28 protein-coding genes are annotated in these 25,868 nt (G+C 55.2%); 5 read left to right on the top strand and 23 right to left on the bottom strand.

The window, feature by feature from the left end:
* Positions 1 to 69 precede the first annotated feature (69 nt).
* Positions 70 to 741, bottom strand: a complete 672-nt coding sequence (locus tag AC3G2T_RS24665; protein ID WP_488437242.1) for an aminotransferase class III-fold pyridoxal phosphate-dependent enzyme — start codon at positions 739 to 741, stop codon at positions 70 to 72.
* Positions 742 to 1,013: 272 nt separating this feature from the next.
* Between AC3G2T_RS24665 and AC3G2T_RS24660 the strand changes: the two genes are divergently transcribed.
* The gene (locus AC3G2T_RS24660; RefSeq protein ID WP_488437241.1) at positions 1,014 to 1,361 is read left to right on the top strand and encodes a YkgJ family cysteine cluster protein; all 348 of its coding nucleotides are present in this window, start codon (positions 1,014 to 1,016) and stop codon (positions 1,359 to 1,361) included.
* 73 nt (positions 1,362 to 1,434) lie between these two features.
* Here the strand turns inward: AC3G2T_RS24660 and AC3G2T_RS24655 are convergent, their stop codons facing one another.
* Positions 1,435 to 1,602 carry a hypothetical protein gene (locus AC3G2T_RS24655; protein WP_474683363.1) on the bottom strand — a complete coding sequence of 56 codons (168 nt, stop codon included), beginning with the start codon at positions 1,600 to 1,602 and terminating at the stop codon, positions 1,435 to 1,437.
* Between the two features lie 249 nt (positions 1,603 to 1,851).
* Here AC3G2T_RS24655 and kduI point away from each other — a divergent pair, with 249 nt between their 5' ends.
* Genes kduI through AC3G2T_RS24635 form a run of 4 tightly spaced genes read left to right on the top strand, consistent with a single transcriptional unit; the run spans position 1,852 to position 5,092 of the window.
* Complete coding sequence (gene kduI / locus AC3G2T_RS24650) at positions 1,852 to 2,685, top strand: 5-dehydro-4-deoxy-D-glucuronate isomerase (RefSeq protein ID WP_474683462.1); 834 nt, start codon at positions 1,852 to 1,854, stop codon at positions 2,683 to 2,685.
* A 34-nt stretch (positions 2,686 to 2,719) separates the two neighbouring features.
* Positions 2,720 to 3,475, top strand: coding sequence for a DeoR/GlpR family DNA-binding transcription regulator (locus tag AC3G2T_RS24645; protein ID WP_488437240.1), 756 nt, complete (start codon positions 2,720 to 2,722; stop codon positions 3,473 to 3,475).
* Positions 3,476 to 3,499: 24 nt separating this feature from the next.
* Entirely contained in the window at positions 3,500 to 4,252 is a 753-nt protein-coding gene (gene kduD, locus AC3G2T_RS24640) for a 2-dehydro-3-deoxy-D-gluconate 5-dehydrogenase KduD (RefSeq protein ID WP_474683361.1), read from the top strand.
* On the top strand, positions 4,253 to 5,092 hold the full coding sequence (locus AC3G2T_RS24635; protein ID WP_488437239.1) for a sugar phosphate isomerase/epimerase family protein: 840 nt from the start codon (positions 4,253 to 4,255) through the stop codon (positions 5,090 to 5,092).
* Positions 5,093 to 5,316: 224 nt separating this feature from the next.
* Here AC3G2T_RS24635 and AC3G2T_RS24630 read toward each other — a convergent pair whose 3' ends face one another.
* From AC3G2T_RS24630 to AC3G2T_RS24530, 21 genes are all read right to left on the bottom strand, one after another.
* Entirely contained in the window at positions 5,317 to 6,477 is a 1,161-nt protein-coding gene (locus AC3G2T_RS24630; protein WP_488437238.1) for a DUF2264 domain-containing protein, read from the bottom strand.
* 157 nt (positions 6,478 to 6,634) lie between these two features.
* Complete coding sequence (gene arsC, locus AC3G2T_RS24625; protein WP_474683358.1) at positions 6,635 to 7,057, bottom strand: arsenate reductase (thioredoxin); 423 nt, start codon at positions 7,055 to 7,057, stop codon at positions 6,635 to 6,637.
* A 13-nt stretch (positions 7,058 to 7,070) separates the two neighbouring features.
* Positions 7,071 to 7,709, bottom strand: a complete 639-nt coding sequence (locus AC3G2T_RS24620) for an aquaporin (protein WP_488437237.1) — start codon at positions 7,707 to 7,709, stop codon at positions 7,071 to 7,073.
* Positions 7,687 to 8,028: an ArsR/SmtB family transcription factor gene (locus AC3G2T_RS24615; RefSeq protein ID WP_488437236.1), complete on the bottom strand. Its 342-nt coding sequence runs from the start codon at positions 8,026 to 8,028 to the stop codon at positions 7,687 to 7,689. Before AC3G2T_RS24615 ends, AC3G2T_RS24620 begins: the two co-directional genes overlap by 23 nt.
* 432 nt (positions 8,029 to 8,460) lie before the next feature.
* The gene (locus AC3G2T_RS24610) at positions 8,461 to 8,679 is read right to left on the bottom strand and encodes a hypothetical protein (protein WP_474683355.1); all 219 of its coding nucleotides are present in this window, start codon (positions 8,677 to 8,679) and stop codon (positions 8,461 to 8,463) included.
* A gap of 5 nt (positions 8,680 to 8,684) precedes the next feature.
* A complete protein-coding gene (locus tag AC3G2T_RS24605; protein WP_488437235.1) occupies positions 8,685 to 10,022 on the bottom strand; it encodes an LLM class flavin-dependent oxidoreductase in 1,338 nt (445 codons plus the stop codon).
* 21 nt (positions 10,023 to 10,043) lie between these two features.
* Entirely contained in the window at positions 10,044 to 10,937 is an 894-nt protein-coding gene (locus tag AC3G2T_RS24600) for a MetQ/NlpA family ABC transporter substrate-binding protein (protein WP_488437234.1), read from the bottom strand.
* Between the two features lie 31 nt (positions 10,938 to 10,968).
* A complete protein-coding gene (locus AC3G2T_RS24595; RefSeq protein WP_488437233.1) occupies positions 10,969 to 11,637 on the bottom strand; it encodes a methionine ABC transporter permease in 669 nt (222 codons plus the stop codon).
* The gene (locus AC3G2T_RS24590; protein ID WP_474683351.1) at positions 11,634 to 12,419 is read right to left on the bottom strand and encodes a methionine ABC transporter ATP-binding protein; all 786 of its coding nucleotides are present in this window, start codon (positions 12,417 to 12,419) and stop codon (positions 11,634 to 11,636) included. Before AC3G2T_RS24590 ends, AC3G2T_RS24595 begins: the two co-directional genes overlap by 4 nt.
* A 7-nt stretch (positions 12,420 to 12,426) precedes the next feature.
* Positions 12,427 to 13,578, bottom strand: coding sequence for an N-methyl-L-tryptophan oxidase (solA, locus tag AC3G2T_RS24585; RefSeq protein ID WP_488437232.1), 1,152 nt, complete (start codon positions 13,576 to 13,578; stop codon positions 12,427 to 12,429).
* Entirely contained in the window at positions 13,575 to 14,285 is a 711-nt protein-coding gene (locus AC3G2T_RS24580) for an amino acid ABC transporter permease (RefSeq protein ID WP_474683461.1), read from the bottom strand. Before AC3G2T_RS24580 ends, solA begins: the two co-directional genes overlap by 4 nt.
* Positions 14,286 to 14,295: 10 nt before the next feature.
* Positions 14,296 to 14,994 carry an amino acid ABC transporter permease gene (locus tag AC3G2T_RS24575; RefSeq protein WP_488437231.1) on the bottom strand — a complete coding sequence of 233 codons (699 nt, stop codon included), beginning with the start codon at positions 14,992 to 14,994 and terminating at the stop codon, positions 14,296 to 14,298.
* Positions 14,995 to 15,861: a transporter substrate-binding domain-containing protein gene (locus AC3G2T_RS24570; protein WP_488437230.1), complete on the bottom strand. Its 867-nt coding sequence runs from the start codon at positions 15,859 to 15,861 to the stop codon at positions 14,995 to 14,997.
* A gap of 114 nt (positions 15,862 to 15,975) precedes the next feature.
* The gene (locus tag AC3G2T_RS24565; protein WP_488437229.1) at positions 15,976 to 18,009 is read right to left on the bottom strand and encodes an ABC transporter ATP-binding protein; all 2,034 of its coding nucleotides are present in this window, start codon (positions 18,007 to 18,009) and stop codon (positions 15,976 to 15,978) included.
* A 16-nt stretch (positions 18,010 to 18,025) separates the two neighbouring features.
* Positions 18,026 to 18,919: an ABC transporter permease gene (locus tag AC3G2T_RS24560; protein WP_488437228.1), complete on the bottom strand. Its 894-nt coding sequence runs from the start codon at positions 18,917 to 18,919 to the stop codon at positions 18,026 to 18,028.
* A gap of 52 nt (positions 18,920 to 18,971) precedes the next feature.
* Complete coding sequence (locus tag AC3G2T_RS24555; RefSeq protein ID WP_488437227.1) at positions 18,972 to 19,898, bottom strand: ABC transporter permease; 927 nt, start codon at positions 19,896 to 19,898, stop codon at positions 18,972 to 18,974.
* 21 nt (positions 19,899 to 19,919) lie between these two features.
* Positions 19,920 to 21,575, bottom strand: a complete 1,656-nt coding sequence (locus AC3G2T_RS24550; protein ID WP_488437226.1) for an ABC transporter substrate-binding protein — start codon at positions 21,573 to 21,575, stop codon at positions 19,920 to 19,922.
* Between the two features lie 48 nt (positions 21,576 to 21,623).
* The gene (locus tag AC3G2T_RS24545) at positions 21,624 to 22,958 is read right to left on the bottom strand and encodes an LLM class flavin-dependent oxidoreductase (protein WP_488437225.1); all 1,335 of its coding nucleotides are present in this window, start codon (positions 22,956 to 22,958) and stop codon (positions 21,624 to 21,626) included.
* A gap of 47 nt (positions 22,959 to 23,005) precedes the next feature.
* The gene (locus tag AC3G2T_RS24540; protein WP_474683342.1) at positions 23,006 to 23,899 is read right to left on the bottom strand and encodes a LysR family transcriptional regulator; all 894 of its coding nucleotides are present in this window, start codon (positions 23,897 to 23,899) and stop codon (positions 23,006 to 23,008) included.
* Between the two features lie 31 nt (positions 23,900 to 23,930).
* Positions 23,931 to 24,224, bottom strand: a complete 294-nt coding sequence (locus AC3G2T_RS24535; RefSeq protein ID WP_488437224.1) for an HPr family phosphocarrier protein — start codon at positions 24,222 to 24,224, stop codon at positions 23,931 to 23,933.
* 263 nt (positions 24,225 to 24,487) lie between these two features.
* The gene (locus tag AC3G2T_RS24530) at positions 24,488 to 25,816 is read right to left on the bottom strand and encodes a DRTGG domain-containing protein (RefSeq protein WP_488437223.1); all 1,329 of its coding nucleotides are present in this window, start codon (positions 25,814 to 25,816) and stop codon (positions 24,488 to 24,490) included.
* Between the last annotated feature and the right edge of the window lie 52 nt (positions 25,817 to 25,868).

The raw sequence follows: 25,868 nt of genomic DNA, 5'->3' as shown, positions 1-25,868 counted from the left end.
TGAATTCGTCGCTTTTCATCTTGTTAAGCACACGGGATAAGGCCGTTTTTCCGTTTTTTTCACGCGCTATCATCCGTTTCTATCGTTTACCTCTACTATACCAAAATCTACTAACCTGACAACATTGGCGTGAACGCCCCCTTCACCTTGGACCAGCTCCAGCATAATCGCGCAAGTGTTCGGACCGACGGCCTGCAGGCACGCCTCGATGTCGTTCAGAGGCACGTGCCGGAAGCCCGGTACCTTTGGCGCGAACAGCGGCTCCCAGTAAGCTTTGCCGGTTGCGGACATCATAGCCAGCGTACGTCCGTGGAAGCTGTTCGTCGTCGTAACGATCTCAAAAGCCCCTCCCAGCTTCAAGGAGCCGTATTTTCTCGCCAGCTTGACCGCACTTTCGTTCGCTTCCGCCCCGCTGCTGGCAAAAAACGTCCTGTCATAGCAGGTGTGATCCGTCAGTAGCCTGGCGAATTCAACCATCGGCCTGTTCAAGTACGCCGGGCTCGTATTCACCAGTACGGAGGCTTGCCGGGCGAGCGCTTCCTGCAGTACAGCCGGCGAATGCCCCAGACAGGTCACGGCCCAGCCGCCGACAAAATCCAGATACTTCCTGCCCTCCGTATCCCACAGATACATGCCCTGACCGCGTTCGAACACAATCTCCGGCCGTTTGGCCGTGAACAGAAGCGAAGCTTCCGCTTCTTTCAACAGTTTTGACGTTGCGCTTTGAACTTGGGAATTCATGCCATCACCTCTTCGTAATTTCGTATTATTCTACATTTTTTTGTATTTTTATTCAAATATTTTTTTCGGATGATCTTCTGTCCCGCGACAGCAAAAATCGGCAGCCGATTCCAGGTCCTTGCCTGAGATCGATTGCCGATTCATTTGACTTTTCATTTTGTTGAGTTTATGTTAAAATATTTTCACCAAAAACGGAAATTCATTATATCACATTTTACCGATTATGTCAATGTAAATTTCCGGAAATAGAACGCCGTTACAGGAGGTTACTTATGGAAACTTTACCCTGCCAAGGATGCAAAGGGATGTGCTGCGGCCCGGTTCCGGTCACCGAGCAAGAGTTCAAACGCATCAAAAAGCATATCAAATCGATGCCGGCCAAAACCCGCTCCAACCTTGAAAATCAACCGAGATTGTACGGAACGTGCATCTTTTACGATCTGGACCGGGACAAATGCGGAATTTACGCCGCAAGGCCGGAAGTGTGCCGGAAATTCGGCTATTATCGGCACCTGATCTGCTACCGCAAGCCCGAGCTGGCAACTCAGGAAGACAAAAGCTTCAAGGAAAAACCGGTCGGGCTGTTGACCCTGGATTTTCTCTGGAAGCATTTCAAATGATGCTGCAAAACGCCTCCGAAACCGCCGGACAAGCGGAACGAGGCGTCTTTTTTTGCGCGGGGACGGCGACTTCTCACTTCCATTCGTCCTTTTCCGTGTCATCGGTGAAAGCGTGCTCGATGTTGTCAACGATTTCCTCAACCGCACTGCTGATCATATCCGTAGCGGTCACGTCCTCTTCTCCGGGTTTGGTCGGGATCGTATCCTGGCAGACGTGCTCAAAATAGTTCGGTTCGCTCATGTTCGGAAGCCTCCTCGGTGGAAAATTTTGCTGTCATCCATAATAGTCTCCCACCGACAAGCCTGATTTTATGCATAAAAGGAAGACTGCTTTTCGGAGTAGACGAAGCCACCTTATGGGGATCGATGAAGGTCGCTTTTCGGGATCGGCGATTTTCCGCTTGAATAATCGGTTCATTTGGAGTAATTTAAACCTATATGAACTTATTTTTACACATTTGAACCTAAAGGGAGAGATTTTTTCATGGAAATGGATATTCGCTACGCTTCGCACCCGAGAGAAGTTAAAACTTTTGACACCAGCCGCCTGCGGGAAGAATTTCTCATCAATTCCTTGTTTGCGCCGGATGAAGTGAAGACGGTTTATTCGCACGTGGATCGTTTTATCGTAGGCGGGGTCGTGCCTGTTGAGCGTTCGGTTCAGCTGGAAGCCAACAAAAAGGATATGGCCGCAGACTACTTCCTGGAGCGCCGCGAAATCGGAATTATTAACGTAGGCGGTCGTGGAACCGTTCGCGTCGACGGCACTGCGTATGCAATGGACTCCAAAGACGGCCTTTACATCGGTAAAGGAGCGAAGGAGATCTTTTTCGAAAGCGAGAACGGCGCGGAGCCTGCGAAGTTTTACTTCAACTCCACTCCGGCGCATACGACCCATCCGACCGTGAAAATCGCCATCAACGAAGCTTCGCCGAACCATCTCGGCAGCATCACCAACTCCAATGAGCGGACGATCTACCGTTACATCCATACAGGCGGCGTGCAAAGCTGTCAACTCGTTATGGGCATGACGCTGCTCAAGCCGGGCAACATGTGGAATACTATGCCGAGCCACACGCACAACCGCCGCTCCGAAGTGTATTTTTACTTCGATATGCCGGAAGACGGCGTCGTATTCCATCTGATGGGCGAGCCGCAGGAAACGCGCCATGTCGTGATGCGCAACGAGCAAGCCGTCATTTCGCCGAGCTGGTCGATTCACAGCGGCGTAGGTACGAGCAATTATACGTTTATTTGGGGCATGGCCGGCGAAAATCAAATTTTTGAAGACATGGACGCCGTAGCCATGAAAGATTTAAAATAATCGGTACACTCTCTTTCAGAACGGATGAACACCGATGAACCCTTTACGCAGATATGAAATCATCATGGAAATGCTGCTGGCGCAAAAGGAAGTGACCGTCAGCCAACTGAGCGAGCGCCTTGAGGTCACCGGCAAAACGATCCGCGAAGATTTGGCGAAGCTTGAGGAAAAAGGGCTGCTGATCCGCATTCACGGCGGAGCGACGCTGGCGCAAAGCGATCAGCACGGCATTCTTTCCGCCAAGGAACCGCTCGTCAAACACGCCGACGAGAAGGCGGAAATTGCCGAAATCGCCGTCAGGCACATTCAGCCCGGCGACATCATCGCCCTGGACGGCGGCAGCACGACGCTGGAAATCGCCAGGCGGCTGGACAACCAGCCTCTGACCGTCGTGACGAATGACCTGTACATTATTTCCGAGCTTGTACGCAAGGACGAAATCAGGCTTGTCGTTCCCGGCGGAACCCGCATCCGCAACGTGCTGGCCGGCTCCGAAGCGGCTGAATACGTCAGCAAGCTGAACATTCAGAAGTCGTTTATATCCGCTACCGGCGTTCATTTGCAGTACGGTTTTACCATTTATACGAGCGAACTGGTCGATTACAAAAAGGCGCTGATCAACTCCAGCCATACGGTCTACAGCGTCGTCGACCATTTCAAATTCGGGCAGTGCGCGCTGCGTACGTTCGCGGAGCTGTCGGACGTCTCGATGATTTTGACGGACAGCAAGCTTCCTGCCGATACGGCGGAACAATTCCGCAGCGCCGGAATGAAATTGGAATATCAATAAGCAGAAGCTTGGGGGAAATCGGATATGAAGCTTTTTGATTTAACGGGCAAAACTGCGGTCGTTACAGGCGCCTCGGGCGGTCTCGGGCAAGCAATGGCGATCGGTCTGGCCGAGGCGGGAGCGCGCATCGTAGCGGTCTCTTCGTCCGAAAGCGTGCAGACGGTAGCGGCCATTCGCGCATTAGGCGGCCAGGCCGAGCTGATCGCAGCGGATCTGAGCAACGAAGAAGTGCTGGAAGACGTCGTGAACCGCGCAGTCGGCTTTTGGGGCGGCATCGATATTCTCGTCAACAACGCCGGCATTATCCGCCGCAAGCCGGCTGCCGAGCACAGCCGTCAAGATTGGCACGACGTTATCGACCTGAACTTGAATTCGGCGTTCTTCCTCTGCCAACTGGCAGGCCGTCATATGCTGGAGCGCGGCAGCGGCAAAATCATCAACATCGCCTCGATGCTTACGTATCAGGGCGGCATTAACGTACCGGGCTACACCGCGAGCAAGCATGCGATTGCCGGTATTACCAAAGCGCTGGCCAACGAATGGGCCGGCAAAGGCATTCAAATCAACGCCATCGCGCCGGGTTACATGACGACCAACAATACCGCGCCGATTTTGCAGGACGAGAAACGCACGCAATCGATCACCGAGCGGATTCCGGCCGGACGCTGGGGCGCGCCGGACGATTTGAAAGGTCCGGTCGTATTTTTGTCTTCTTCGGCTTCCGACTATATGAACGGCCACGTCTTGTGCGTGGACGGCGGATGGATGGCGAGATAGATGGGCATCGGAACTCTTGCGCATACGGTCGGGAATTTGCCGCTGCAACAATTGACGGCCAAGCTTCAGGGACGCGGGATTGACTTCGTTCAGCTCGCGCTGTCCAAAGCTATCGGCGATATCGATACGAGCCTCGGCAAGCTGAGCCCGGCGCTGGCGAACTATGTGGGCGAGCATTTCGAACGGGCGGGAATCCGCATCGGGGTGCTCGGCTGCTACATCAATCCGGTCCACCCGGACGCCGCCCAGCGCCGCCTCGAAATCGAAAGATTCAAGGAGCACATTCGCTATGCCCGCGATTTCGGCACATCGATTATCGCGACGGAAACCGGCGACCTGCGCACTTATGCGGATCAGGACCCCGAGAGATTCGAGGAGATCGGGTGGTCGGTTTTGCGGCAAACAGTCGAGGAACTGGCGGAAGAAGCAGAAAAACGCGGCGTGTTCATTGGCCTAGAGCCCGTGTTCACGCATACACTTTCCAGCACGGACAAGATGAGCCGCATCCTTGAGGAAGTGCCTTCGGGCAACATCGGCGTCGTCTTTGACCCGGTCAATCTGCTCCCTCCCGATGCGATCGATTCGCAGGACGCTTTTTTGGACTATGCTTTTGAGCGTTTTGGCAGCCGCATCGTGCTGGCGCATTTGAAAGACGTCCTTGTTCAGGAGGACGGCAAGCTCCGCCAGGTACGCTCGGGAGCCGGTATTTTCCGAACGGCCTCGTTTCTTGAAAAACTGCACCGGCACAAGCCGTTTATCGACATTTCGCTGGAACAGCTGACGGATGAAACGGTGGATGAAACGGTTCAATATGTACGGGGCTTGATGAAACAAGGATAAACGACTCCGTCGTCCTTCTGGGACGAACGCGTTTATCAAGGTAGATGCGAAGCAAAAGTATAAAACATATACTTTCTTATCTACTGAAAAAAGAACCATCCCTGCGGCGGTTGCCCGCTTTCGGGGTGGTTCTTTTTTTTGTCGGTGGAACCCCGGTTTGGGGGCCGCTCTTTTCGCACCGCAGGCAGCTCCAAGCGCGCGGTGCGGAAATCGCATGGCGGCGGTCAACCTTTCAGCGCTTGGTCGATGCCGAACGGCTGGCCGCTCCACGCTTTGCGCGACGTCCACGCCTCGGAAGGCGCGCTCCAGAACGGATCAGCCGCCGGCAGGCCCAGCGGCACAAACACGGTCGTGCACAAATACAGGCTGCCCGTAGAAATATACGGCTCCCCGACTTCCGGCTGATTTCCGCAAAAGCCGATCGTCAGCCAGCCGTTCGCGTCAAAGTTGCCGGGCACCTCCAGCGTCCGCCGAATGACAGCCGTCAACGCGCTGCGCACTTGCCCCGGCTTCAAATGAGCCGGCAAACGGTGCTGAAGCGCCATTTGCGCCAAATGCTGAAAAGCGCCGAACCGGTACGCCAAGGACCGCCCGATCGGCGGATACGTGCCGTCCGGCGCAATCAGCCTCTCCTGCACGTCCGCGTACCGGATGCATCTTTGCTCGTGCAATTGCTTGATGGCAGGCCAATCCCGGCCTTGGTCCGCACACACGTCGAGAATATCCATCATCATAGGCTGAATAACAAAGCTGTTGTAATAGTCAAAATGAAAATCGGGGCCGTCTCCATAAGCGCCATCCCCTTTGTACCACTGTTCATGCTGCCTGAGCGCATAATCGATCCGCATCGCATCCCAGTCCGCACCCAGCCGGTACAAAGCGGCCTCGATCATGGCGCTGAACAGCAGCCAGTTGCAAATATACGGTTGAATGCGGCGCGTCTGCTTAAGCGCCTCAATCACGTTGCCCCGCACCCGCGAATCGAGCTTATCCGCCAGCTCGCGAGGCGCGCGAAGCAAAGCGTGCGCCAAAAAAGCGGCATCCACCAAAGGCTGGTCCCCATGCGCAAAATTCATGTAATCCGCCGAGCCGGGGTCGGTTCCCGCATCGATGGCCTGCCTCGCCTCCGCTGCATACGCATCGCGAAGCCCAGCTTCCTCACCGCCCGCTTCCGTGCCTTCAAGCCAAGGCGCCAAACCGCTAAGCGTCCGCCCCAACGCTTCCAAATACGTATAGCGCGAGCGGTCGCCCGTTTGCGCCTGAACCGGCATCAGCTCCTTCAACTGCTGCTTGCTCAGCGCCTTCAAAACCGGGTCCGCGATCATGCGCAGCGTGTCCAGCCAATATTTACGTTCCTCATTGTATCCGTATGACGTCTGTCCCATACTCACCCATCCCATGTTCAACTATGTGCATATCCTACTAAACAAGTATATTACGCTTGGTTGAAACGTTTCAATGGGAAAATAAAAACTGCAAACGCAGTGGCTGGCGTTCTCTGATAATGCAGTTCACCGCTATGTGCATCCGCTTAATCATGGCTCATTTACCTTCTTTCACAAAGCGCTCAATTCGATCTTTTATGGAATCACGAACTTCGCGGAATTGGGATATGATTTCTTCTTCGGTTCCGGTCGCTTTCGCCGGGTCATCAAAGCCCCAGTGCCATCTTTCCGCTTTATCGTTATGGATTACCGGGCAATTATCGTTCGCGTGACCACAGAGCGTGATAATGTAGTCCGCTTCCCTGAGGATCTCGGGGTCAATCACGTCAGACGTATGCCCCGAAATATCAATGTCGGCTTCCTTCATCACTTGAACTGCTCGGGGGTTTAGCCCATGCGCCTCCAGTCCCGCACTTTTGACTTCATATTGGTCGCTGCCGATCGACTTCAAAAAACCGTCAGCGATTTGGCTTCTGCACGAATTCCCTGTACAAAGAAAATACACGAGCTTCTTATCCAATTCATCCATCCCCTTATTCATGTAATGTTTTATAGATCATGGAAGCGGCTATTGCCCCAAGAACGGGAGCTGCCACATACAACCATAGATGTTCGGTTGCGCCGGACACAAAAGCCGGTCCCAGTGACCGTGCAGGGTTCATCGAGGCTCCGCTGATCGGACCTGCAAACATTGCCATCAGCCCGACCGTAGCGCCAATCGATATGCCGGCAAAGCTTTTTACCGCTTTACCGTGAACGGCAGACCCCAAGATGACGATCATCAGCACAAACGTCAAAATAAACTCTAAAACAAAAGACTGTATCTCGCTTGAAATGGGGAGGGTAGCCCCTAAATGAGCAACATTCCCAAACAAGAGGAACAGGGTATAACTCGCCACGACCGATGCAAGGAGTTGAGTGACGACATAGTACAAGCCATCCCTGGCGGAAATATCCCCTCGCACCCAAAACCCGATGGTGACCGCAGGATTAAAATGGGCTCCTGAGATATGACCAAACGTATAGATCAGAGCCGTGACCACAAGTCCGAAGGTGAGGGCAACTCCGACATGTGTGATACTTTTGGTGATCTCGTCAATCACCATGGCTCCGGGACCGGCAAAGACCAAAAAATAAGTGCCGATAAACTCAGCAATTATTTTCTTTTTCATGGGTCACTCCGCAGCAGTTATTGCCTTCTCGAGCTGGTTTGAACATGCAGCACAGCTCCTCCGAGAGGATATGGCTTACTTCCTGTTGATTAATTTCGTAATAGCTCCACGTACCACGCGTCTCACGCGTAATAAAGCCGGCATCCAGCAGAATCTTCAAGTGATACGATAGCTTGGATTGGGACATGTCGAAAATATCCGTGAGATCGCAAACGCAGGTGTTTCCGCGCTGCGTCAGCTCGTACATAATGTGAAGTCGCTTTTCATCGGCAAGCGCTTTGAATTTGGCTTCGTAGTCTTTGAACGAAACTTCTTGCATGAGTCACCACCTCTTTGAACTAAATCAACTTTTTTTGATTTATTCTACAGACTGAATTTAACACCACTTTCTTACCCAGTCAATCATTAAATCAAAAAAAGTTGATTATTACGTTAAACTGCCAGTTAGCTTAGCGACGCTATCCGTATTTTAAATAACTTTATTATCAGAGAACAGCTGGTAAAACAACCGCTGCACGCAAAAAACTGCGAAAGTGCAGGCTTTTCCGGTGGAAACAGCCCGTTTGGACGAAAAGCCTGCGATTGTGCAGAAATTTCCGGCTAAGATGAGGCTGAGCGCCTAATTCAGCAAAAATGCCTGCACATTTGCAGGCATTTTCCAAAGCCAGGTCATCGGGGAGCGAAAAGATGTACTTTTACAGGTTTTTTGCGCAATGCCGGCGATTGGTGTGGGAATTCGAAGTTTGTTTTGCTAAAAAGGTATACTGGAAGGCTGATTTGTCAAAGTTATTCGCCCAAGGACGGCGATTTGGCACGAATGGTTCGCAATGTTGTCCGTGATCATCCCAAGATCCGCATTTACTGCGGTGAACTGGACGCCGAGCTCGCGGATGGACTCATAGGCGTCTCGAATGACTGCGAGCACCTCTTCCGCATCCTCAATGCCAGCAAGCCGATACGTATCGCTCACTGCTGTCACCTTCCTTTTTTCGAAAATCGGTTTACCGGCTTCGGCAGCTGAAAATGATCCCGCAGCGTGGTTCCCTCGTACTCCGTGCGAAACAGCCCTCTTTCCTGCAAAATCGGAACGACATGATCGACAAAATCGTCCAGCCCGTCCGGCAGCAGAGGGGTCATCAGCATGAAGCCGTCCGCAGCCCGCTCGTTAAACCATGTTTCCAGCCGGTCGGCAATTTTCTCCGGAGTCCCGATAAAATGGTCGTCGCTGTACGAGCCCGTAAGCAAGGAGTACAGCTGCCGCAATGTCGGGTTCTCCTTGGCAATAATGTCCTGAAACCGTCTGAACTCAAAGCGCACCCGTTCCAGCTTGTGCAAACCGATGTCCCTGGAGCGGGTGTCCAGGTTGTACCCGGACAAATCGAAATCGCCCAAATAATCCGTCAAAAAGCGGATGCCCGCCTCTTCCGAAATCAAGGAATCGAGGTACGCGAATTTTTCCTTGGCGATCTGTTCCGTCTCCCCGATTACCGGAGAGATGCCCTGCAAAATGTAAATATCGTCCGGATTGCGCCCGAGATCGGCCGCTTTCTTTTTAAAAGACCGATAAAAAGCTTGCGAGTCTTCGAAATTGTTTTTGTGCGAAAACACGACTTCGGCTGCCCGGGCGGCAAACTGCTGGCCCGCTTCCGAGGAGCCCGCCTGCACGAGCACAGGATGCCCCTGCCGCGAACGGGCGATGTTAAGCGGCCCCTGCACCGAAAAAAACTCGCCGCGATGATCGATCCGGTGCAGCTTCTCCGCAGCGAAAAACGTCCCTTCCGCCTGGTCCCGCACAAAAGCGTCGTCTTCCCACGAATCCCAGAGCCCTCTCACCACCTCGATAAATTCCTCCGCCCGCTTGTAACGGAAGTCGTGCTCATAATGCTCTTCCCTGCTGAAGTTGCGCGCCGTATTCCCCGACAAATCCCTCGTGGTAACGATGTTCCACCCCGCTCTGCCCTTGCTGATATGATCGACCGACATGAACATGCGGGCCAGATTAAACGGCTCCACGTAGGATGTCGAAGCCGTGGCGACGACGCCGATATGGGAAGTGGCCGACGCCAACGCGGTAATGAGGGTAATCGGTTCGAACCGGTTCAAAATGTTCGGATGCGATTGTTCGTTAATGGCCAAACTGTCAGCGATAAAAGCAATATCAAACTTGCTCCGCTCCGCAGTCCGGGCCAATCGCTTGTAATAGTCGATGTCGATGCTTGCGCCGGGCTGCGCGGAGGGATGCCTCCATGAAGCCACATGCATGCCTGTGCCAACCAGATAGGCCGACAACTTGATTTGTCTCGTACCCGCCATGCTCGTCACCCGCCTCCCCGGCTAAAATGCAGGTACGACGGCGACTCCGTACTTGTCTTGAATGAATTTTTTTACGTCCGGCGCCGTCAGCGCTTCGCCCAGCTTCTTGATCTCCGGACGGTTCTCGTCGCCTTGACGGACTACGATGACGTTGGCGTAAGGCGAGTTCGCGTCTTCCCGGAACAGCGCCGAGTTCGGGTCGATTTTTGCTTCCAGCACGAGGTTTGTGTTGATGATAGCACCGTCCACATCAGGCAAAATGCGTGGCAGCTGCGCGGAATCGACCTCGGAAAATTTCAGCTTTTTCGGATTGTCGGCGATATCTTTCGGCGTGGCGGAATAAGTCGTGAGGCCGTCTTTCAGCTTGATCAAACCTTTGGCCTGCAGCAGCACCAGCGCGCGGTACTCGTTGGAAGGGTTGTTCGGAATCGCGATCGTAGCGCCCTCTTTCAGCTCATCGAGCGATTTCAGCTTGTTCGAGTAAAAGCCGATCGGTTCGACGTGCACTTTCGTCGTAACGGTGAATTTGTAGCCCTTCTCTTTGGAGATCGACTCCAGGTAAGGAACATGCTGAAAATAGTTGGCATCGATTTGCTTTTCCGCCAGCGACGGGTTGAGCTGCCCTTCATCGTCAAGCACTTTGACGATCAGATCGACGCCCTGCTCCTTCAGCTTCGGTTTGACGAAATTCAAAATTTCCGCATGAGGCACAGCGGCCGCACCGATCGTCAGCTTGACTTCGGCCTTCGGCTGAGCCGTTGCCGCCGGGGCAGCGGTCGCAGCAGTCGCCGCCGTTGTCGCCGCCGCAGCTTGAGGGCTCGCCGGAGCCGCGCCTGGATTCGCCGCGCCGCAGCCGGCAGCGACCCCCATAATCATAGATATCAACGCTGCGGATACTAGTTTCCGATGCTTCATTTCGCTCACTCCTGCTCCAAATTTAATAAAATTACTCGAATTTGTATCTTTTGCGGTTGATCGATTTCGCTATGTAATCCCCTATCCATTGGATCGCCTGCACCAAAACGACGAGCAGCAAAACGGTCAAAAACAATATATCCTCGCGAAACCGCATATAGCCGAAGCGGATCGCAAGACTGCCCAGTCCTCCCGAGCCTATGGCGCCGGCCACTGCGGTAAAGCCCGTGATTGTAATGACCGCCAGCGTCACCCCGCGCACAAGCGCAGGCAGCGATTCGGGGATCAGCACCCGGGTAACGATAAAATAAGGAGTCGCGCCGACGGCTTGCGCCGCCTCTATTTTGCCGAACCCGACTTCCTTGATCGCATTTTCGATAATCCTTGCCAAAAACGGCGCCGAACCGATGGACAAAGGCACGACCGCCGCCGTCGCTCCAAGGGAAGTGCCGATAATAAACCGGGATAAGGGCAGCAGCACGACGATCAAAATAATGGAAGGAAACGAACGGACGATATTCACGACCGTGCTCAGCACTTTGTGAAATCGGGGGTACGGGATCAGGTTCCCTTTTTCCGTGACGACCAAAATAATACCGAGCGGAAGCCCGAGCAGCAGCGCAAACAACGTCGACAAAGCGACCATGTACACCGTCTCGCCGAGTCCCTGAAGCAGCAAACCGGCCAAATCGTCGCTCATCGGGCTGCACCCGCTTTCGGCGCCGCGTCTCTTCTTACCTGATAGCTGTCGATGATGCGGATAAAGCTGCGCGATGTCTCGCTCTCCGGCTGGAAAAAAATTGTATCGACGGTGCCAGTTTCGACGATCCGGCCCTGCTCGATGACGGCCATATGCCGGCAAATGTGGCGCAGGACGTCCAGCTCATGGGTGATCAGGACGATCGTCAGATTCAGCTTGCGGTTGATTTCACGCAGCAGCTCCAGAATCGCATGAGTCGTCAGCGGATCGAGTGCGGAAGTCGCCTCGTCGCAGAGCAGCACATCCGGTTCATTGGCAAGCGCCCGGGCGATGCCGACCCGCTGCTTTTGCCCTCCGCTGAGCTGCTCCGGATACGCATTCGCTTTATCGCCGAGCCGGACGAGCTCGAGCATTTCTTCCACCCGCGGTCTAATCCGGTTTCGCGGAACGCCGGCCGCTTCCAGCGGGAATGCTACGTTTTGGAACACGGTTCTGGCATCCAGCAGGTTGAACTGTTGAAAAATCATGCCGATTTTCCTTCGCGCCTCGCGAAGCTCCTTTTTGTTCAAATCGGTAATCGTTTTGCCGCCGATGCGGATGATTCCGGCGTCGGGCTCCTCCAGACGGTTCAGGCAGCGAATCAGCGTCGATTTGCCCGCGCCGCTGAAGCCGATAATGCCGAAAATATCGCCTTTGTCGATGTGCAAATGAATGTCGTCCAAAGCTTTCGTCTGCGTATTTGCCGTGCGGTACGTCTTGCTCAAACCGCTGATCGTGATCATCTGCGGCTCACCTCGAATCTGCGGAAAGCGCGCTAAATCGGGATAAGGCAAACGGCGAAATGTCCGTTTCCGTCTTCCCCTGCGTCGCCAGATCGGACAATATTTCCCCGACCGCGCTGGAAAATTTAAACCCGTGACCGGAAAAACCGCCGGCCACGACGACGTGCCGGTGTTCCGGGTGCCGGTCCACGATAAAATGCTCGTCGGGCGTGAGCTCGTATTTGCACACCGCGCCGCGCAGGACGCGGCCTGCCGCCTGCGGCAGGAAGCTTTCCAGCGCCCGGCGCAAATCCCGCTCGTCGTCGGCGTAATGGCCGAACGGCTCGAACGGGGCCCCGGGCTGCCACGGCTGGCCGGCGTCATGACGGCCGATTTTGACGCCGGAGCCGCCGATGCTCGGAAAGCCGTAGAAGCCGCCGCCGCGCGGATCGCCGAACGTAAAGCCGGGGAAACGTTGCGCGCCGTACAGCGATTCGTCGGCTTCGAACCAGGCCACGGCTTTGCGGACGGGGCGGATCGGCAGGGCGAGCAGCGAAGCGAGCTCGCCGAACCAGGCACCCAGGCTTAGAATCAGGCGATCCGCATAATACACGCCGCCGTTCGTATGCACGGAAACGCCGCTGTCGCTTACATCGATGGCGGTCACCGATGTATGGACGAGCAAATCGGCGCCGTACCGCAAAGCCTGCTCGCGGTATGCGCGCACGCCTTCCTCGCTCAGCAAGTACCCGGCCTGCGGCTCGTAGAGCCCGACGTAATGCTCGGGAGGGTTCACCCCCAGCCAGCGCTTGCGAATCTCGCCCGGCTGAAGCAGCTCGACGTTCAGCTTATGCTCCTCCGCTGACCGGACTTTTTGGCTTAAGCCGCCGTGCTCAAGCGGGCTCATGTTCAGCACGCCGGAGCGGACCAGCAGCGTCCGCCCGCTCTCCGCCTCCAGCTCCTGCCACAGCCGGTCGGCCCGCAGCGCCATCGCCGTGTAAGTCCGGCTGCCGGTGTAGGCGTGGCGGATGAGCCGGGTCTCGCCATGATGGCTGCCCGCAATGTGCGGCGGATCGAATTTATCGATCAGCAGCGTCTTGACCTGCCGTTTCGCCAAATGGTAACCGGCGCTCATCCCCATCGAACCGGCGCCGACAATAATGACATCGTAGCTGCTCATACGACCCCTCCCCGATGGTAGGCGGTTACTTTTTTCTCCAAAAAAGCTGTCAGCCATTCGACAATGAGTGTCAATCCCCAATAAATGAGCGCCGCCGCTATGTAAGCTTCCAAAAATTTCAGGCTCACCGACGCGACGACGTTCGCTTTGCCGAGCAGCTCCATTTGCGATACCGTAAAAGCGAGCGACGACGTATGCAAAAATCCGACGAAAATGTTGCACAGATTCGGCAAAATGGCGCCGACCGCCTGCGGCAGCACGATGCGGCGAAGCGCCTGCCGGGTGGTCATCCCGACGGAGTAGGCGGCTTCGATTTGACCGCGGCTCACCGCCAAAATGCCGGAACGGATAATTTCCGACATGTAGGCTCCCGCCGTCAGGGAAAACGCCGCCAGCACGATCAGAACCGACGGAATAGAGGCCGATTTGAAGCCCCATCCGAACGAGGCGGCCAGCTTGTCGATAACCATCGGCAGCCCCCAGAAAATGACCAGAATATGCAGCAATATCGGCGTGCCGCGGAGAAACGAGACGTAAAAATCGGCGATCCGGCAGATGACGGGAACTTTGTAAATCCGGATGAACGCAGTGCCGATACCGATGAAAAAGCCGATAATGAGCGGCACGATCGTCAGCACAAGCGTAAGCGGCAAAGCTTTTAAAATTTCAAAAAACGAAGTGTAAATAAAAAGAAGATCGATGTGAATAGTCCTCACCTCATCCGGCGAGCGGCCGTTCATGCTTTTGCAGCTTGAACTCCGCTGTGAAAAATACTTTTTCAAGAATCAGCACGGTCACATAGTAAATGATCGTCAGGCTGATATACACTTCCAGCGTATGGGATGTAGCCGAAACGAGGGTTTCCCCCCTGCCTACCATATCCATGACGCCGATCGAAAAGGCAAGCGACGTATCTTTCAAAAACCCGATTACGGAGTTGGCGAAATTCGGGAAGGCGTTCACCAGCGCCTGGGGCACGACGATGCGCGCGAACGACTGGGGCGCGGTCATGCCGATGGCGTAGGCCGCCTCCGTCTGGCCGCGGTCAACGGACAGCACCGCGGCACGGATCGTTTCGGACTTGGAAGCGCCGATGCTGAGCCCGTAGGTGATGATGACGAAATAGATCGGGTCCATCCGGGCGATATCGAGGCCTATGATTTGCAGCAGCGCCGGCAAGCCGTAGAACACCAGAAACAGCTGAATGAGAATCGGCGTCCCCCGGACAAACGAAACGTATACGATCGCAAGCTGGCTGAGCACGGGAATCCGGTACAACCGGATAAGCGCGACCAGCAGCCCGATCAGCATGCCGATGATGAGAGAAGCGACGAGAATCAGCAAGGTAACCGGCAAATAATAGAGCAGTTTGGGCAAAAAATCGAAAATAAGCGTTATATCGAACGATTTTCCCATCTAGTTCTCCACTGTATAGTTGGCTCCCAACCACTGCGTGCTAAGTTTGGCCAGTGTGCCGTCCGCTTTGATCGACTTCAGCGCCTCGTCCACTTTGGCCTTCAAATCGGTTTCATCCTTGCGGAGAATGAAGTATACCTTGGAGTTGGAAAGCGGCTCTCCGACTGTTTTGAGCTGGGCGTCGGCCACTTTGTTTTGATAGTCGATCGCGAACTGGGTGCTGATCGTCGCATCCGCGCGGCCCGCTTTAATTTGCGTCTTGGCGTCTTCGCCGGCCCCGGTGTAGACGATATTGATGCCCGTGTTGTGCTCTTTGTTGTATTTTTCGGCAAGGACGGCGGCGTTGCTTGTGGCGGAGACGAGCAGTTTTTTGCCTTTCAGGTCATCGATCGATTTTACGGCATCGTTATCTTTATGTACAACGATTTTGTTCGGGAATATGTTGTAGGCTTCGTCGTTGAAAAGGAATTTTTGCTTTCTCTCCTCGTTGACTTCCATCTGGTGGGCGATCAGATCGATTTTGTTCGTTTCCAGGCTGAGCAGCAAGTTTTTGAATTCCATCGTCTTGAACTCGAATTCGTAATCCGGCAAACGTTTGTCGATCTCTTTGACGAGTTCTACGTCATAGCCGGTCAGGTTGCCTTTGTCGTCGATAAAGCAAATGTTCGGGAACTGGGTGCCCGTGCCGATCACGATTTTCTTGACGCCTTTGGAAGCGGCCTGCGTGGAAGCGGGACTGCCGGCAGCTTGCGCCGCAGGCGATGAGTTTGCCCCGGACGAGCCGCCTGCGGTATTCGCCTGGGATGCGCAGCCTGCGGCAAAAGCTGCGGTTAGGATAAGTGACGCAAGTACGGTTAATTTTTTCATTGTTCAATTGCCTCCGGTAGATTAAATTTGATTATTCCAATTTACCAACTTGGTTTTAAGGCAGCGACCGGCCCCGCTATTTCCGGCTTGCAATCCGGCGCGGGAGCGGACGCCTTACAAAGGATAATGGCAGGCAGCCCAGTGGCCTTGACGCACTTGCAGGAACGCGGGCTGCTCTTGTTTGCATCTGGCTGTCGCCGCCGGGCAGCGGGTATGGAACCGACAGCCGGATGGCGGATTGGCGGGGGACGGAATTTCGCCTTCGATCGCGATATATTCCCGTTTGCGGGCCGGGTCGGGCAAAGGGATCGAGGAGAGCAGCCCCTGGGTGTAAGGATGGGCCGGATGTGCAAACAGCTCCTCGCTGGGGGCGATTTCGACCAGCTTTCCAAGGTACATGACGCCGATCCGGTCGGACAAGTGCCGTACGATGTTCAGTCCGTGGGCGATGAATACATACGTCAGACCCAATTTTTGCTGCAATTCCTGCATCAAGTTCACAATCTGCGCCTGCACCGATACGTCCAGCGCCGACACGGCTTCATCCGCCAAAATAAATTGCGGATTCAGCGCGATCGCTCTGGCGATGCCGATTCTTTGCCTCTGTCCCCCGGAAAATTCGTGCGGATAGCGGTCGTACAAGGAGCGGCTCAAACCGACCAGCTCCAAAAGCTCCTCCACCCGGCTCCGCTGCTCGCCGGCGCTCAGCGTTTCGTGCACCGCAAGCGGTTCGCCGATAATGTCCCCGACTTTCCAACGCGGATTCACTGAGCCGTACGGGTCCTGAAAAATGATCTGCATATGTTTGCGGATGTCCCGCAGTTCCTTGGCCTGAAGCTTCGCCAAATCTTGCCCTTGGAAAAGCACCCGGCCTCCTGTCGCTTTTTCCAGCTGCAGAAGCACCCGGCCCAGCGTCGACTTGCCGCTGCCGGACTCGCCTACGAGCCCGAACGTTTCCCCCTTGCGTATCGTGAAAGATACGTCGTCGACCGCGCGGATATGAGCCCGCGCCCGGCCGAGCAAGCTTTTGCCGACCGGATAAAATTTACTCAGCCCGATAACTTCGAACAGGTTCTCCTTGTCCTTGCCCTTGTCCGGCTCGGCGGAATCCTCCTCGCTGCGCCGCCCTTCGCTGACGACGGCCAAGGCCGGACTTTGCTTCCAGCCGTCCGTCTGCACCAGCTCCCCGGCGTACCAGCATGCGGTCAGACGGCCGTTCACTTCCTGCAGCGGAGGACGGTCTCTGTGGCAGCGGTCGGCCGCAAAAGGACAGCGCGGATGAAACCGGCAGCCTGCAGGCAGATCGCTTAAGCTCGGAATCGATCCTTCGATCGAGTACAGCTTTGCCGCACGGTCGCTGTCCATCGTCGCAATCGACCGGAGCAGCCCCCGCGTGTAGGGATGGTGAGGCGCATCGAACAGCTGGCTGACCGTCGCCTGCTCGACAATTTGCCCCGCATACATCACGATAACCCGGTCGGCCATCTCGGCCGCAATGCCCATGTCGTGCGTAATGAGCAGAATCGACATGTTGAATTCCGCTTTCAGCTCCTGCAGCAGGTGAAGAATTTGCGCCTGGATCGTCACATCCAGAGCGGTCGTAGGCTCATCCGCAATCAGCAGCTCCGGGCCGCAAGCCAGCGCCATCGCGATCATCGCCCGCTGCAGCATTCCGCCCGACAGCTCGCCTGGATACTGTTTCATCCGGAGTTCCGGTTCGGGAATGCCGACCCGGCGCAGCAAATGAACGGCGCGGTCCCATGCCTGTTCCCGATTGCCCTGCTTATGCCGGACGATGACCTCCGCTATTTGGCTGCCAATCGTAAAAACCGGGTCAAACGCGGCCATTGGCTCCTGAAACACCATCGCCATCTTTTTCCCGCGCCAGGCGCGAAGCTCGTTCTGCGACAGCCGGGTCAGATCGACGCCGTCAAGCACGATGCTGCCTCCGGAGATGACGCCGTTCTCATAATCGATCAACCTCATCACCGATTTCGAGGTGACGGATTTACCGCTCCCCGACTCGCCTACAAGGCAGACGGTTTCACCGGCTCCGATATGCAGGGATACGTCGGAAACGGCCGTAAGCAAACCTTTTTTAGTGGCGAACTCGACCGTGAGATCTTGAATATCAAGCAGCTGCTTCATCGCTGTGTCTCCCTTCCTATGCCCTGCTTTGCTTCGGATCCATGGAATCGCGCAGCCAGTCTCCGATCAAGTTGACGGAAAGCACGAATAACGTAATCGTCAGACCGGGGAAAGTCGACATCCACCAGGCGACCGTCAAATAGCCTCTTCCTTGCGAAAGCAGCGTTCCCCAATCGGGAATTTCCTTCAGCACGCCTAATCCGAGAAAGCTGAGCCCCGATCCGACCAAAATGGAGGACCCGAGTCCGATGGTCGCCATCACCAGCATCGGCGACCAGGCGTTCGGCAGCACATGGCGCAAAAATATGTGCGCTTTGGAAGTTCCGATGGAGCGCGAGGCGGTCACGAAGGCGCGGTTTTTAACGCTGATCATTTGACCGCGCATCACCCTTGCGTATCCGGGAATCGCCGAGACCGCAACCGCCAAAACGATATTGAACAAATGAGGGCCGAGCGCTGCGGCAATCGCCAGCGCCAGCAGTATGCCCGGAATCGTCATCAGCACGTCGATAAACCGCATAAGCACAGTATCGACGATACCGCCGACGTAGCCCGAAAGCGCGCCGATCGCGCCTCCCGTCAAACCGCCGACCAGCACGGAAGCGAGCCCGATAAACAGCGAATCGCGGCTGCCGTAGACGACGACGCTGAATACGTCCCGGCCGAAATAGTCGGTTCCGAACAAATGCGACGTGCTCGGCGGGCTGAGAATATGATCCGCGAACATCTCGGTCGCCTTGTACGGCGCGATCCACTGCGGAGCTATGGCACAGCCGACGATGAACAGCGACACCAGCGCCGCCAGACAGACGAACACCTCGGCGGCGGTCCATTTGCTAACGATTCGGGGTGGGGAAGCCTGCGGCCTCTTTTCCCGCCAGACTACTTTTGCGGAAATCACTTCTTTCATCAGTCCGCTCTCCTTTCTATTCGTTGTGCCCGACGTTATGCCCGAATCCGCTTTAAGCTTTGCGCCTTACCCGGGGATCGATAACGGCATAGGAAACGTCAACGAGCAAATTCACAATGACATAAACAATTGCCGAAAAGAAGACGACGCCCTGGACGACCGGCAAATCTTTGGCCATAATGGCATCCGCAAGAATTCGGCCGATGCCCTGCCTCGAGAACACCGTTTCGATGACGACCGTCCCGGCCATCAGATCGCCGATATGAATCCCGATAATCGTAATGGCCGGGATCAGCGCATTGCGCAGCGCATGCCGGTACATCACGATGTTCTCCGACAGCCCTTTGGCGCGCAGCGTCACGATGAAATGTTCGTGAATCACTTCGAGCATGCTGTTGCGCACCATCCGGACGATGAACCCCGCGCCGACGAAGCCGAGCGCGAGAGCCGGCAGCACGAGCGTTTCGATGCCGTCCGAGCCCATCGCCGGAAACCATCCCAAGTACACCGAGAAGATCAGTATGAGCAAAATGCCCGACCAGAACGTCGGCATCGAGATGCCGAACAAGCCGACGATGCGGGCCGCCACGTCAACAGCCTTGTTGCGGTGGATCGCCGACAACACGCCCAGCAGCACCCCGACGATGACCGAGATGAGCGAACTCGCTAAAGTCAACGCCAGCGTAGCCGGAAAATGCTGCAAAATTTTGGGCAAAACCGGTTCGCTGTTCAAGACCGATTTGCCGAAATCCCCATGGACGATCGCGGCAAAATATTGGCCGAATTGTACGTAAAAAGGCTGGTCGAGTCCCAACTGGCGGCGCAGATTGGCAATCGCCTCCGGGGTCATGGAAGCGGGATCGATCATCGACAGAACCGGGTCCCCGGGAAGCACGTAAAGGATACAGAACACGAGCACCATAGAACCCGCAATAACGAACAAGGAAACCAGGAAACGTTCCGTAATCGCTCTCGTCATAGCCGCCAGCTCCTTGCCCGGTTATTTTTGAAGATTGACATCGTTGAACAGCGGATAGCCGAGAGCATCGAATTTCAAGCCTTTTACCGACTTCGCTGCGGCTACCGTATAAGGGAATACGTACACCGGAATGATAACCGCGTTATCGATGATGTAATGCTGAACCTGCTTGTAAATGTCGGCCCTCTTCTTGTCATCCGTTTCGATCGCGCCCTGCTCAAGCAATTGGTCTACGGTCGGATCGGAAAGCCCCGGAAGCGTTCCCCGGCCTTTCGGATCGCTCGTATGATAAAAAGCGTACAGCGCGTTCGGATCGGAATTGACCTGGCTGTTGCCGTAAAAATCGTAGTTCCCCTTCGTATAGACAACGTTAGCGACATCTTTCGTAATTTCCACTTCTACGGAAATGCCGACTTGTTTCAGCTGCTGCTGGATCATGGCCGCGATATCGTTGCGTTTCTCGCGGTTCGGGGAGCCGTCCACGTAATGGAGCGTCAGCTTTTTCCCGTCTTTTTCGCGGATGCCGTCGGCGCCTTTGACCCAACCGAGCTCATCGAGCAGCTTGCCCGCCTTGGCCGTGTCCGGCTTCACGGAGTTTTCCAAAGAAGCGTCATAGCCGAAGGTGCCGGGCGTCAGCGGCGACCACGCTCGCGGATACGTGCCGAGATACAGCGTCTTGACGATGGCGTCAACGTCGATCGCAGCCTGGACGGCTTGCCGCGCCTTCACCTCGTTCCAGGGCGGGCGTCTTTGGTTAAAGAAAAGCGTATAAGGCAGACCTACCGTATTTACTTGCAGCACCTGCACGTTCGGATCGGATTTCAGCGATACGATATTTTGCGGAGGCACGGTTTCTGCGGCCAGCACCTGCTTGCTCTGCACGCTGCCGATGCGGGTTGCCTCTTCCGGCACGATTTTGAATGTAATCTGCTCCAGATATGCCGCACCTTTGTTGTCGACAATTTCCGGAGCCCACTTGTAATCAGGGTTGCGCTTCACCTGTATCGCTGCGTTCTCATCCCATTTCACAAAGCTGAAGGGACCGGTTCCTACCGGATTTTTGCCGAATTGGTCGCCGTATTTTTTGGCTGCCGTCGGCGATACGATGCCGAGCAAAGCCTGGCTCAAATTGCCCAGAAACGCTCTGGACGGCGTCTCCAGATTCAACTTCACCGTGTATTCGTCGATGACCTCGGAAGACTTGTACGGCTTGAGCAGCGCAGCCGCATTCGCCGCTTTCGTCGCCGGATCGAGAATCCGGTCGAAACTGAATTTGACGGCTTCCGCGTTGAACGGCGTCCCATCCTGAAATTTCACGTCCTTGCGCAGCTTGAACGTGTAGCTTTTGCCGTCCGGCGAAACGGTCCACTCCGTCGCAAGCCAAGGCTTGATGCTGTTGTCGGGCAGCTGCACAACCAGACTGTCATAGATCGTCCGGATGACCCGGACCGCTACGGCCAGACCGCTTCGATGCGGGTCAAGGGTATCCGGCGAAGTCGCCAGCGCGTAGGTCAGCTCGCCTCCGGGCTGGGCCGCCTGCTTCTCGTCCTGCTTGCCGCCCGAAGACGGAGCGGCCCCGCTGCCGTTCTTCGCCGAGCCGCATCCCGATAATGCCAACACAAGCGCCGTCGTCAGCGCGCCGAATCGTATCCATTTGTTTAACCTTGCTGCTTTCATGTTCAACGCCCCTTTTTTTTATTTCATTCAGCAAATCGCCGGCGACGATTACCGGTTAACCTTCACTTTGGCGTAGCGGTTTTCCGGAATGCGCAGACCGAGATTTCCGCGCAGCGTATCGGCTTCGTACTCGGTGCGGTAAAGGCCACGCTCCTGCAAAATCGGCACGACGTCATCGACAAAATCGTTCAGCCCGTTCGGGAAGCCGGCGCCGACGATAAACCCGTCCGCTCCGCGCCCCTCAAACCATTCCTGGATCAAATCCGCCACTTTGGCCGGCGTACCGATGAACAGCGGGCGCGGAGTCGCCGCTTGCAGCGCAGCCTGACGCAGCGTCAAGCCGTTCTTTTTGGCGTTGTCCTTAATGCGGTCCGTCGTGCTGCGGAAACTGTTCTTGCCGATATCGCCCAGCTCCGGAAACGGTTCGTCCAGCGAATATTGGGTAAAATCGTGATGATCGAAAAAGCGTCCCAAATAGTCGAGCGCGTCTTTGATCGTAACCAAATTCGCCACTTCCTGATATTTGCGCTCCGCCTCTTCCTCCGTCTGTCCGATGATCGGGCTGATTCCCGGCATAATGACGATATCGTCCTCGGAACGGCCGTAAGCGGCTGCTTTGCTTTTTACGTCCTGATAAAAGCGCTGCGCGTCTTCCAGCGTCGGGTGCCCGGTAAAGACCGCGTCCGCTTCTTTGGCGGCGAGATTTTTACCCGGTTCCGAAGATCCCGCCTGGAAAATAACCGGCTGTCCCTGCTTGGAACGCGCGATATTGAGCGGCCCCTGAACGGAGAAAAATTCGCCTTTATGATTCAAGCGGTGCAGCTTGCCGGGATCGAAGAACACGCCCGACTCCTTATCCCGCACGAATGCGTCGTCTTCCCAGGAATCCCACAGCCCTTTGGTCACCTGCAAATATTCCGCCGCAATGCGGTAGCGTTTCTCGTGGGCCGGATGCTCCTCCAGCGTCTTGCCGTAGTTCAGCGCCGAGCCTTCGAGCGGCGACGTCACTACGTTCCAGCCTGCCCGGCCGCTGCTGATGTGATCGAGCGAGGCGAACTGCCGCGCCACCGTAAACGGTTCGCTGTAGGAAGTCGAAAGCGTTCCGACGAGCCCGATCCGCGAAGTGACGGCGGCGAGCGCGGACAAAATCGTAATCGGCTCGAAGCGGTTCAAAAAGTGCGGGATCGATTTTTCGTTAATGTACAGCCCGTCTGCGATGAACGCCAAATCGAACTTGCCCGCTTCCGCTTTTTGCGCCTGCTGTTTGTAATGGGCAAAATTGACGCTGGCGTCAACGACGGCATCGGGGTGCCTCCATGAGGACATATTGCCGCCGACACCGTGAATAATGGCGCCGAATTTGATTTTTCTTTGTTTGGACATGGGATATTCCTCCTCTTTTTTCGCCTCTATCGAAAAATAGAATTGTTCTATGAGGCGCTGACTTTCAAGTCAAGCTCCTTGGCGATTTCCAGCAGCGCGTAGTGAAAGCCGGATTCCGCCTCCTTCAGAGAAATGAGATTCGTGCGCAGCGATACGCCCGACAGCGCGGGAAGATCGATCGGGACGAGCAGCCCTTCCTGCACCTCTTTGCGGACGCAAAGGAAGGGAAGAAAGCTGATCCCCATCCCTTTGACCACGAGCTTTTTGGCGGTCTCCAGGTTGTCGATCTGGTATTCGATGAGCGGCGGATGGTCGAGCGTTGCGAACAGGCGGTGAATTTTCATCCAATCCAGCGACCCGCACTCAAAAAGTACAAGCGGCTCGCGGCTGATATCCTCGACGGAAACATGTTTTCGCTGCGCAAACGGATGACCGCGATGGACAAACAGGCGAATCGGATCCTCATAATAGGCCGCACAGTCCAAATGCGGATGCGTGACGTTGCGGATCAGCCCGATGTCGACTTCCTTGTTCAGCACCTTCTCAAGAATCGTTTCCGTAGGAGCCGTTGTCAGCTTGATCTGAAGATGGCGGTGCTTTTTCTTGATCAGCGGCACGATCTCGGGTATGACATAATTGGCGACGGAGACGGTACAGCCGATACGCAGCTCGCTCTGGGCCGCCTGCAAATTTTGCAGCTGCTGCCTGCCCTTTTTGTACGTCTGGAGAATTTGCTGCGCGTAGGGGAGGAATTGCTTTCCCTTATCCGTCAGCGAAAAATTCCTGCCTTCCCTTTCAAAAAGCAGCGTGTTGAGCTCGCGTTCGAGCGACTGAATGCGCGCCGTTACCGATGGCTGGGATAAAAACAAAGCGTCCGCCGCCTTGTTAAAACTGTTAAAATGAATGACATAAACGAAAGCCTCGATGTTTTCTATATTCATGACGGCACCTTCCTTTCCGGCCTGCGCTTGTTCAAGAGCTCTGCGGGTATAATTCGCAAAGGGAGCGGTCGGGATTTTGCAAATAAACGGCCAGCTGCTCAAAAGCTTCCTCTGCGTCGGAGCCCTCCAGGTGAAGATGAACGGCTTCGTTCTCGCCTAGCGACAGGCTGAGTGTTACGACGCCCAGTAATCCTTTTGCGTTTAGCATTTTTCCGCTTCTGCCCAAATAAATATTGCAAACATACCGGTTCGCCATCGAGACAAAATCCAGTACGCGATCGATCGTCCATACGCGGGACATCGTAAATGTCCATTTGATTTTCATATTCGTACCTCCTAGTGATGAGATCGTATGAGATAACCCTCTTCGAAAATAAGCGACCGCGTGAACGGGCTCATAGGCAGGTTAATTCGCCAATCCGGATGCTGTTCTGCGCGCTGGAGCGCTGCAAACAAAAAAGAGACACATTCAACCCGCTCGCGGGTGAAGTATCTCCAGTTCCTCTGGTCGATTCATATAATTCCGATGTTTTTACTCGTGTTTAAATTATAGGCTGTTACCGATGGATTTGTCAATGGTTTTTCAAACTACAATATGCGCGCCGTGAACATCGATCTGGCCACGCGGGCGCCTTTGGCCACAATCTCCATGTCGATCTTGCAAAAGCGACGGCTCATCTCGATGATCGACGGCACGATCCGTATTTCGTCATCGATTTGCAGCGGGATCAAAAAATAGCTCGATGAGCTGTCCAAAATCAGATCGCCCTTTTTCTGCTCCTGCACCGTCCGATAGGCCGCCCTGATCATCAGCGTCGTCAATATCCCTTCGGACACCATGCCTTCGTAGTTCGTCATTTGCGGCGTTACGGTGCCTTGAAAATAAAGCTTGCCCTCCTCGTCCCGCAGCTCGTCGATGCCCGCGTATATTTGCACCTCGAACGTCTCCGCGTTCTGCGGCTGGCGCTGCATGTACTGCATTGCCTTCATCACGTCTTTGCGGGAAATGATCCCGATCATTTTGCGCTCCGCATCGATCACCGGCAGCAGCTCGATGCCCTCCCACACCATCATATGTCCGGCGGACGCCACCGAAGTTTTCAGGCTGATCATGAGCGGATTCGGCGTCATCAGCGATTCGACCGTCTGGCCCGGCTCCGCTCCCATAATGTCCTTGGTCGTGATCATCCCGATCGGCACCCGGTTTTCGTCCAGCACCGGATAGCGGGTGTGCGTCGTTTCCTCCACCAGCTTTTGCATATCTTTGACCGTGTTTTCCGGCCTGAGCGAATACACCGGTTCGTCGACGTGCACAATGTCCTCCACGCTCAAAATCTTTTTCTTGATCAGCCGGTCTTCCATGGCGCGGTTGATCATGGTCGCAACCGTAAACGTATCGAAAGAACTCCCGATAATCGGCAGTTCCAGTTCGTCGGCCAGCTGCTTCACCTCCGGGGTCGTATCGAACCCGCCGGTAATCAGCACGCCGGCGCCCTGGCTCAAGGCGCACATGTGCGCCTGCACGCGATTGCCGACGATCAGCAAATTGCCTGCTTCGATATATTTCAGCATCGCTTCAAGCTGCATCGCGCCGATCACGAACTTGTTCAGCGATTTGTGGATGCCCGCTGAGCCGCCGAGCACGACGCCTTCGACGACGCGTACGATCTCCGCGAACGTCAGCTTATCGATCTGCGGCTCCTCTTTCTTTTCCATGCGGATCGTGCCGATGCGCCTTTTGGTGCTGACAAGCCCGCCGTTTTCCGCATCCTTGATCGCCCTGTAAGCGGTTCCTTCGCTGACGTCAAGGTCCTGCGCAATTTGCCGCACCGATATTTTCGCGCCGACAGGCAGCGACTCAATGTATTTGGTAATTTGCTCGTGCTTTGTGTGAAGCTCCGAATGCCCCGTACTCATTGCCGCACCTCGCTGGTTGTTATATAACATTGAGAACATTATATTACACGAA

It is taken from the genome of Paenibacillus sp. sgz302191 (assembly GCF_057749925.1).
Note: the sequence above shows the minus strand (reverse complement) of the source record. Positions and strands in the feature narration are given on the sequence as shown.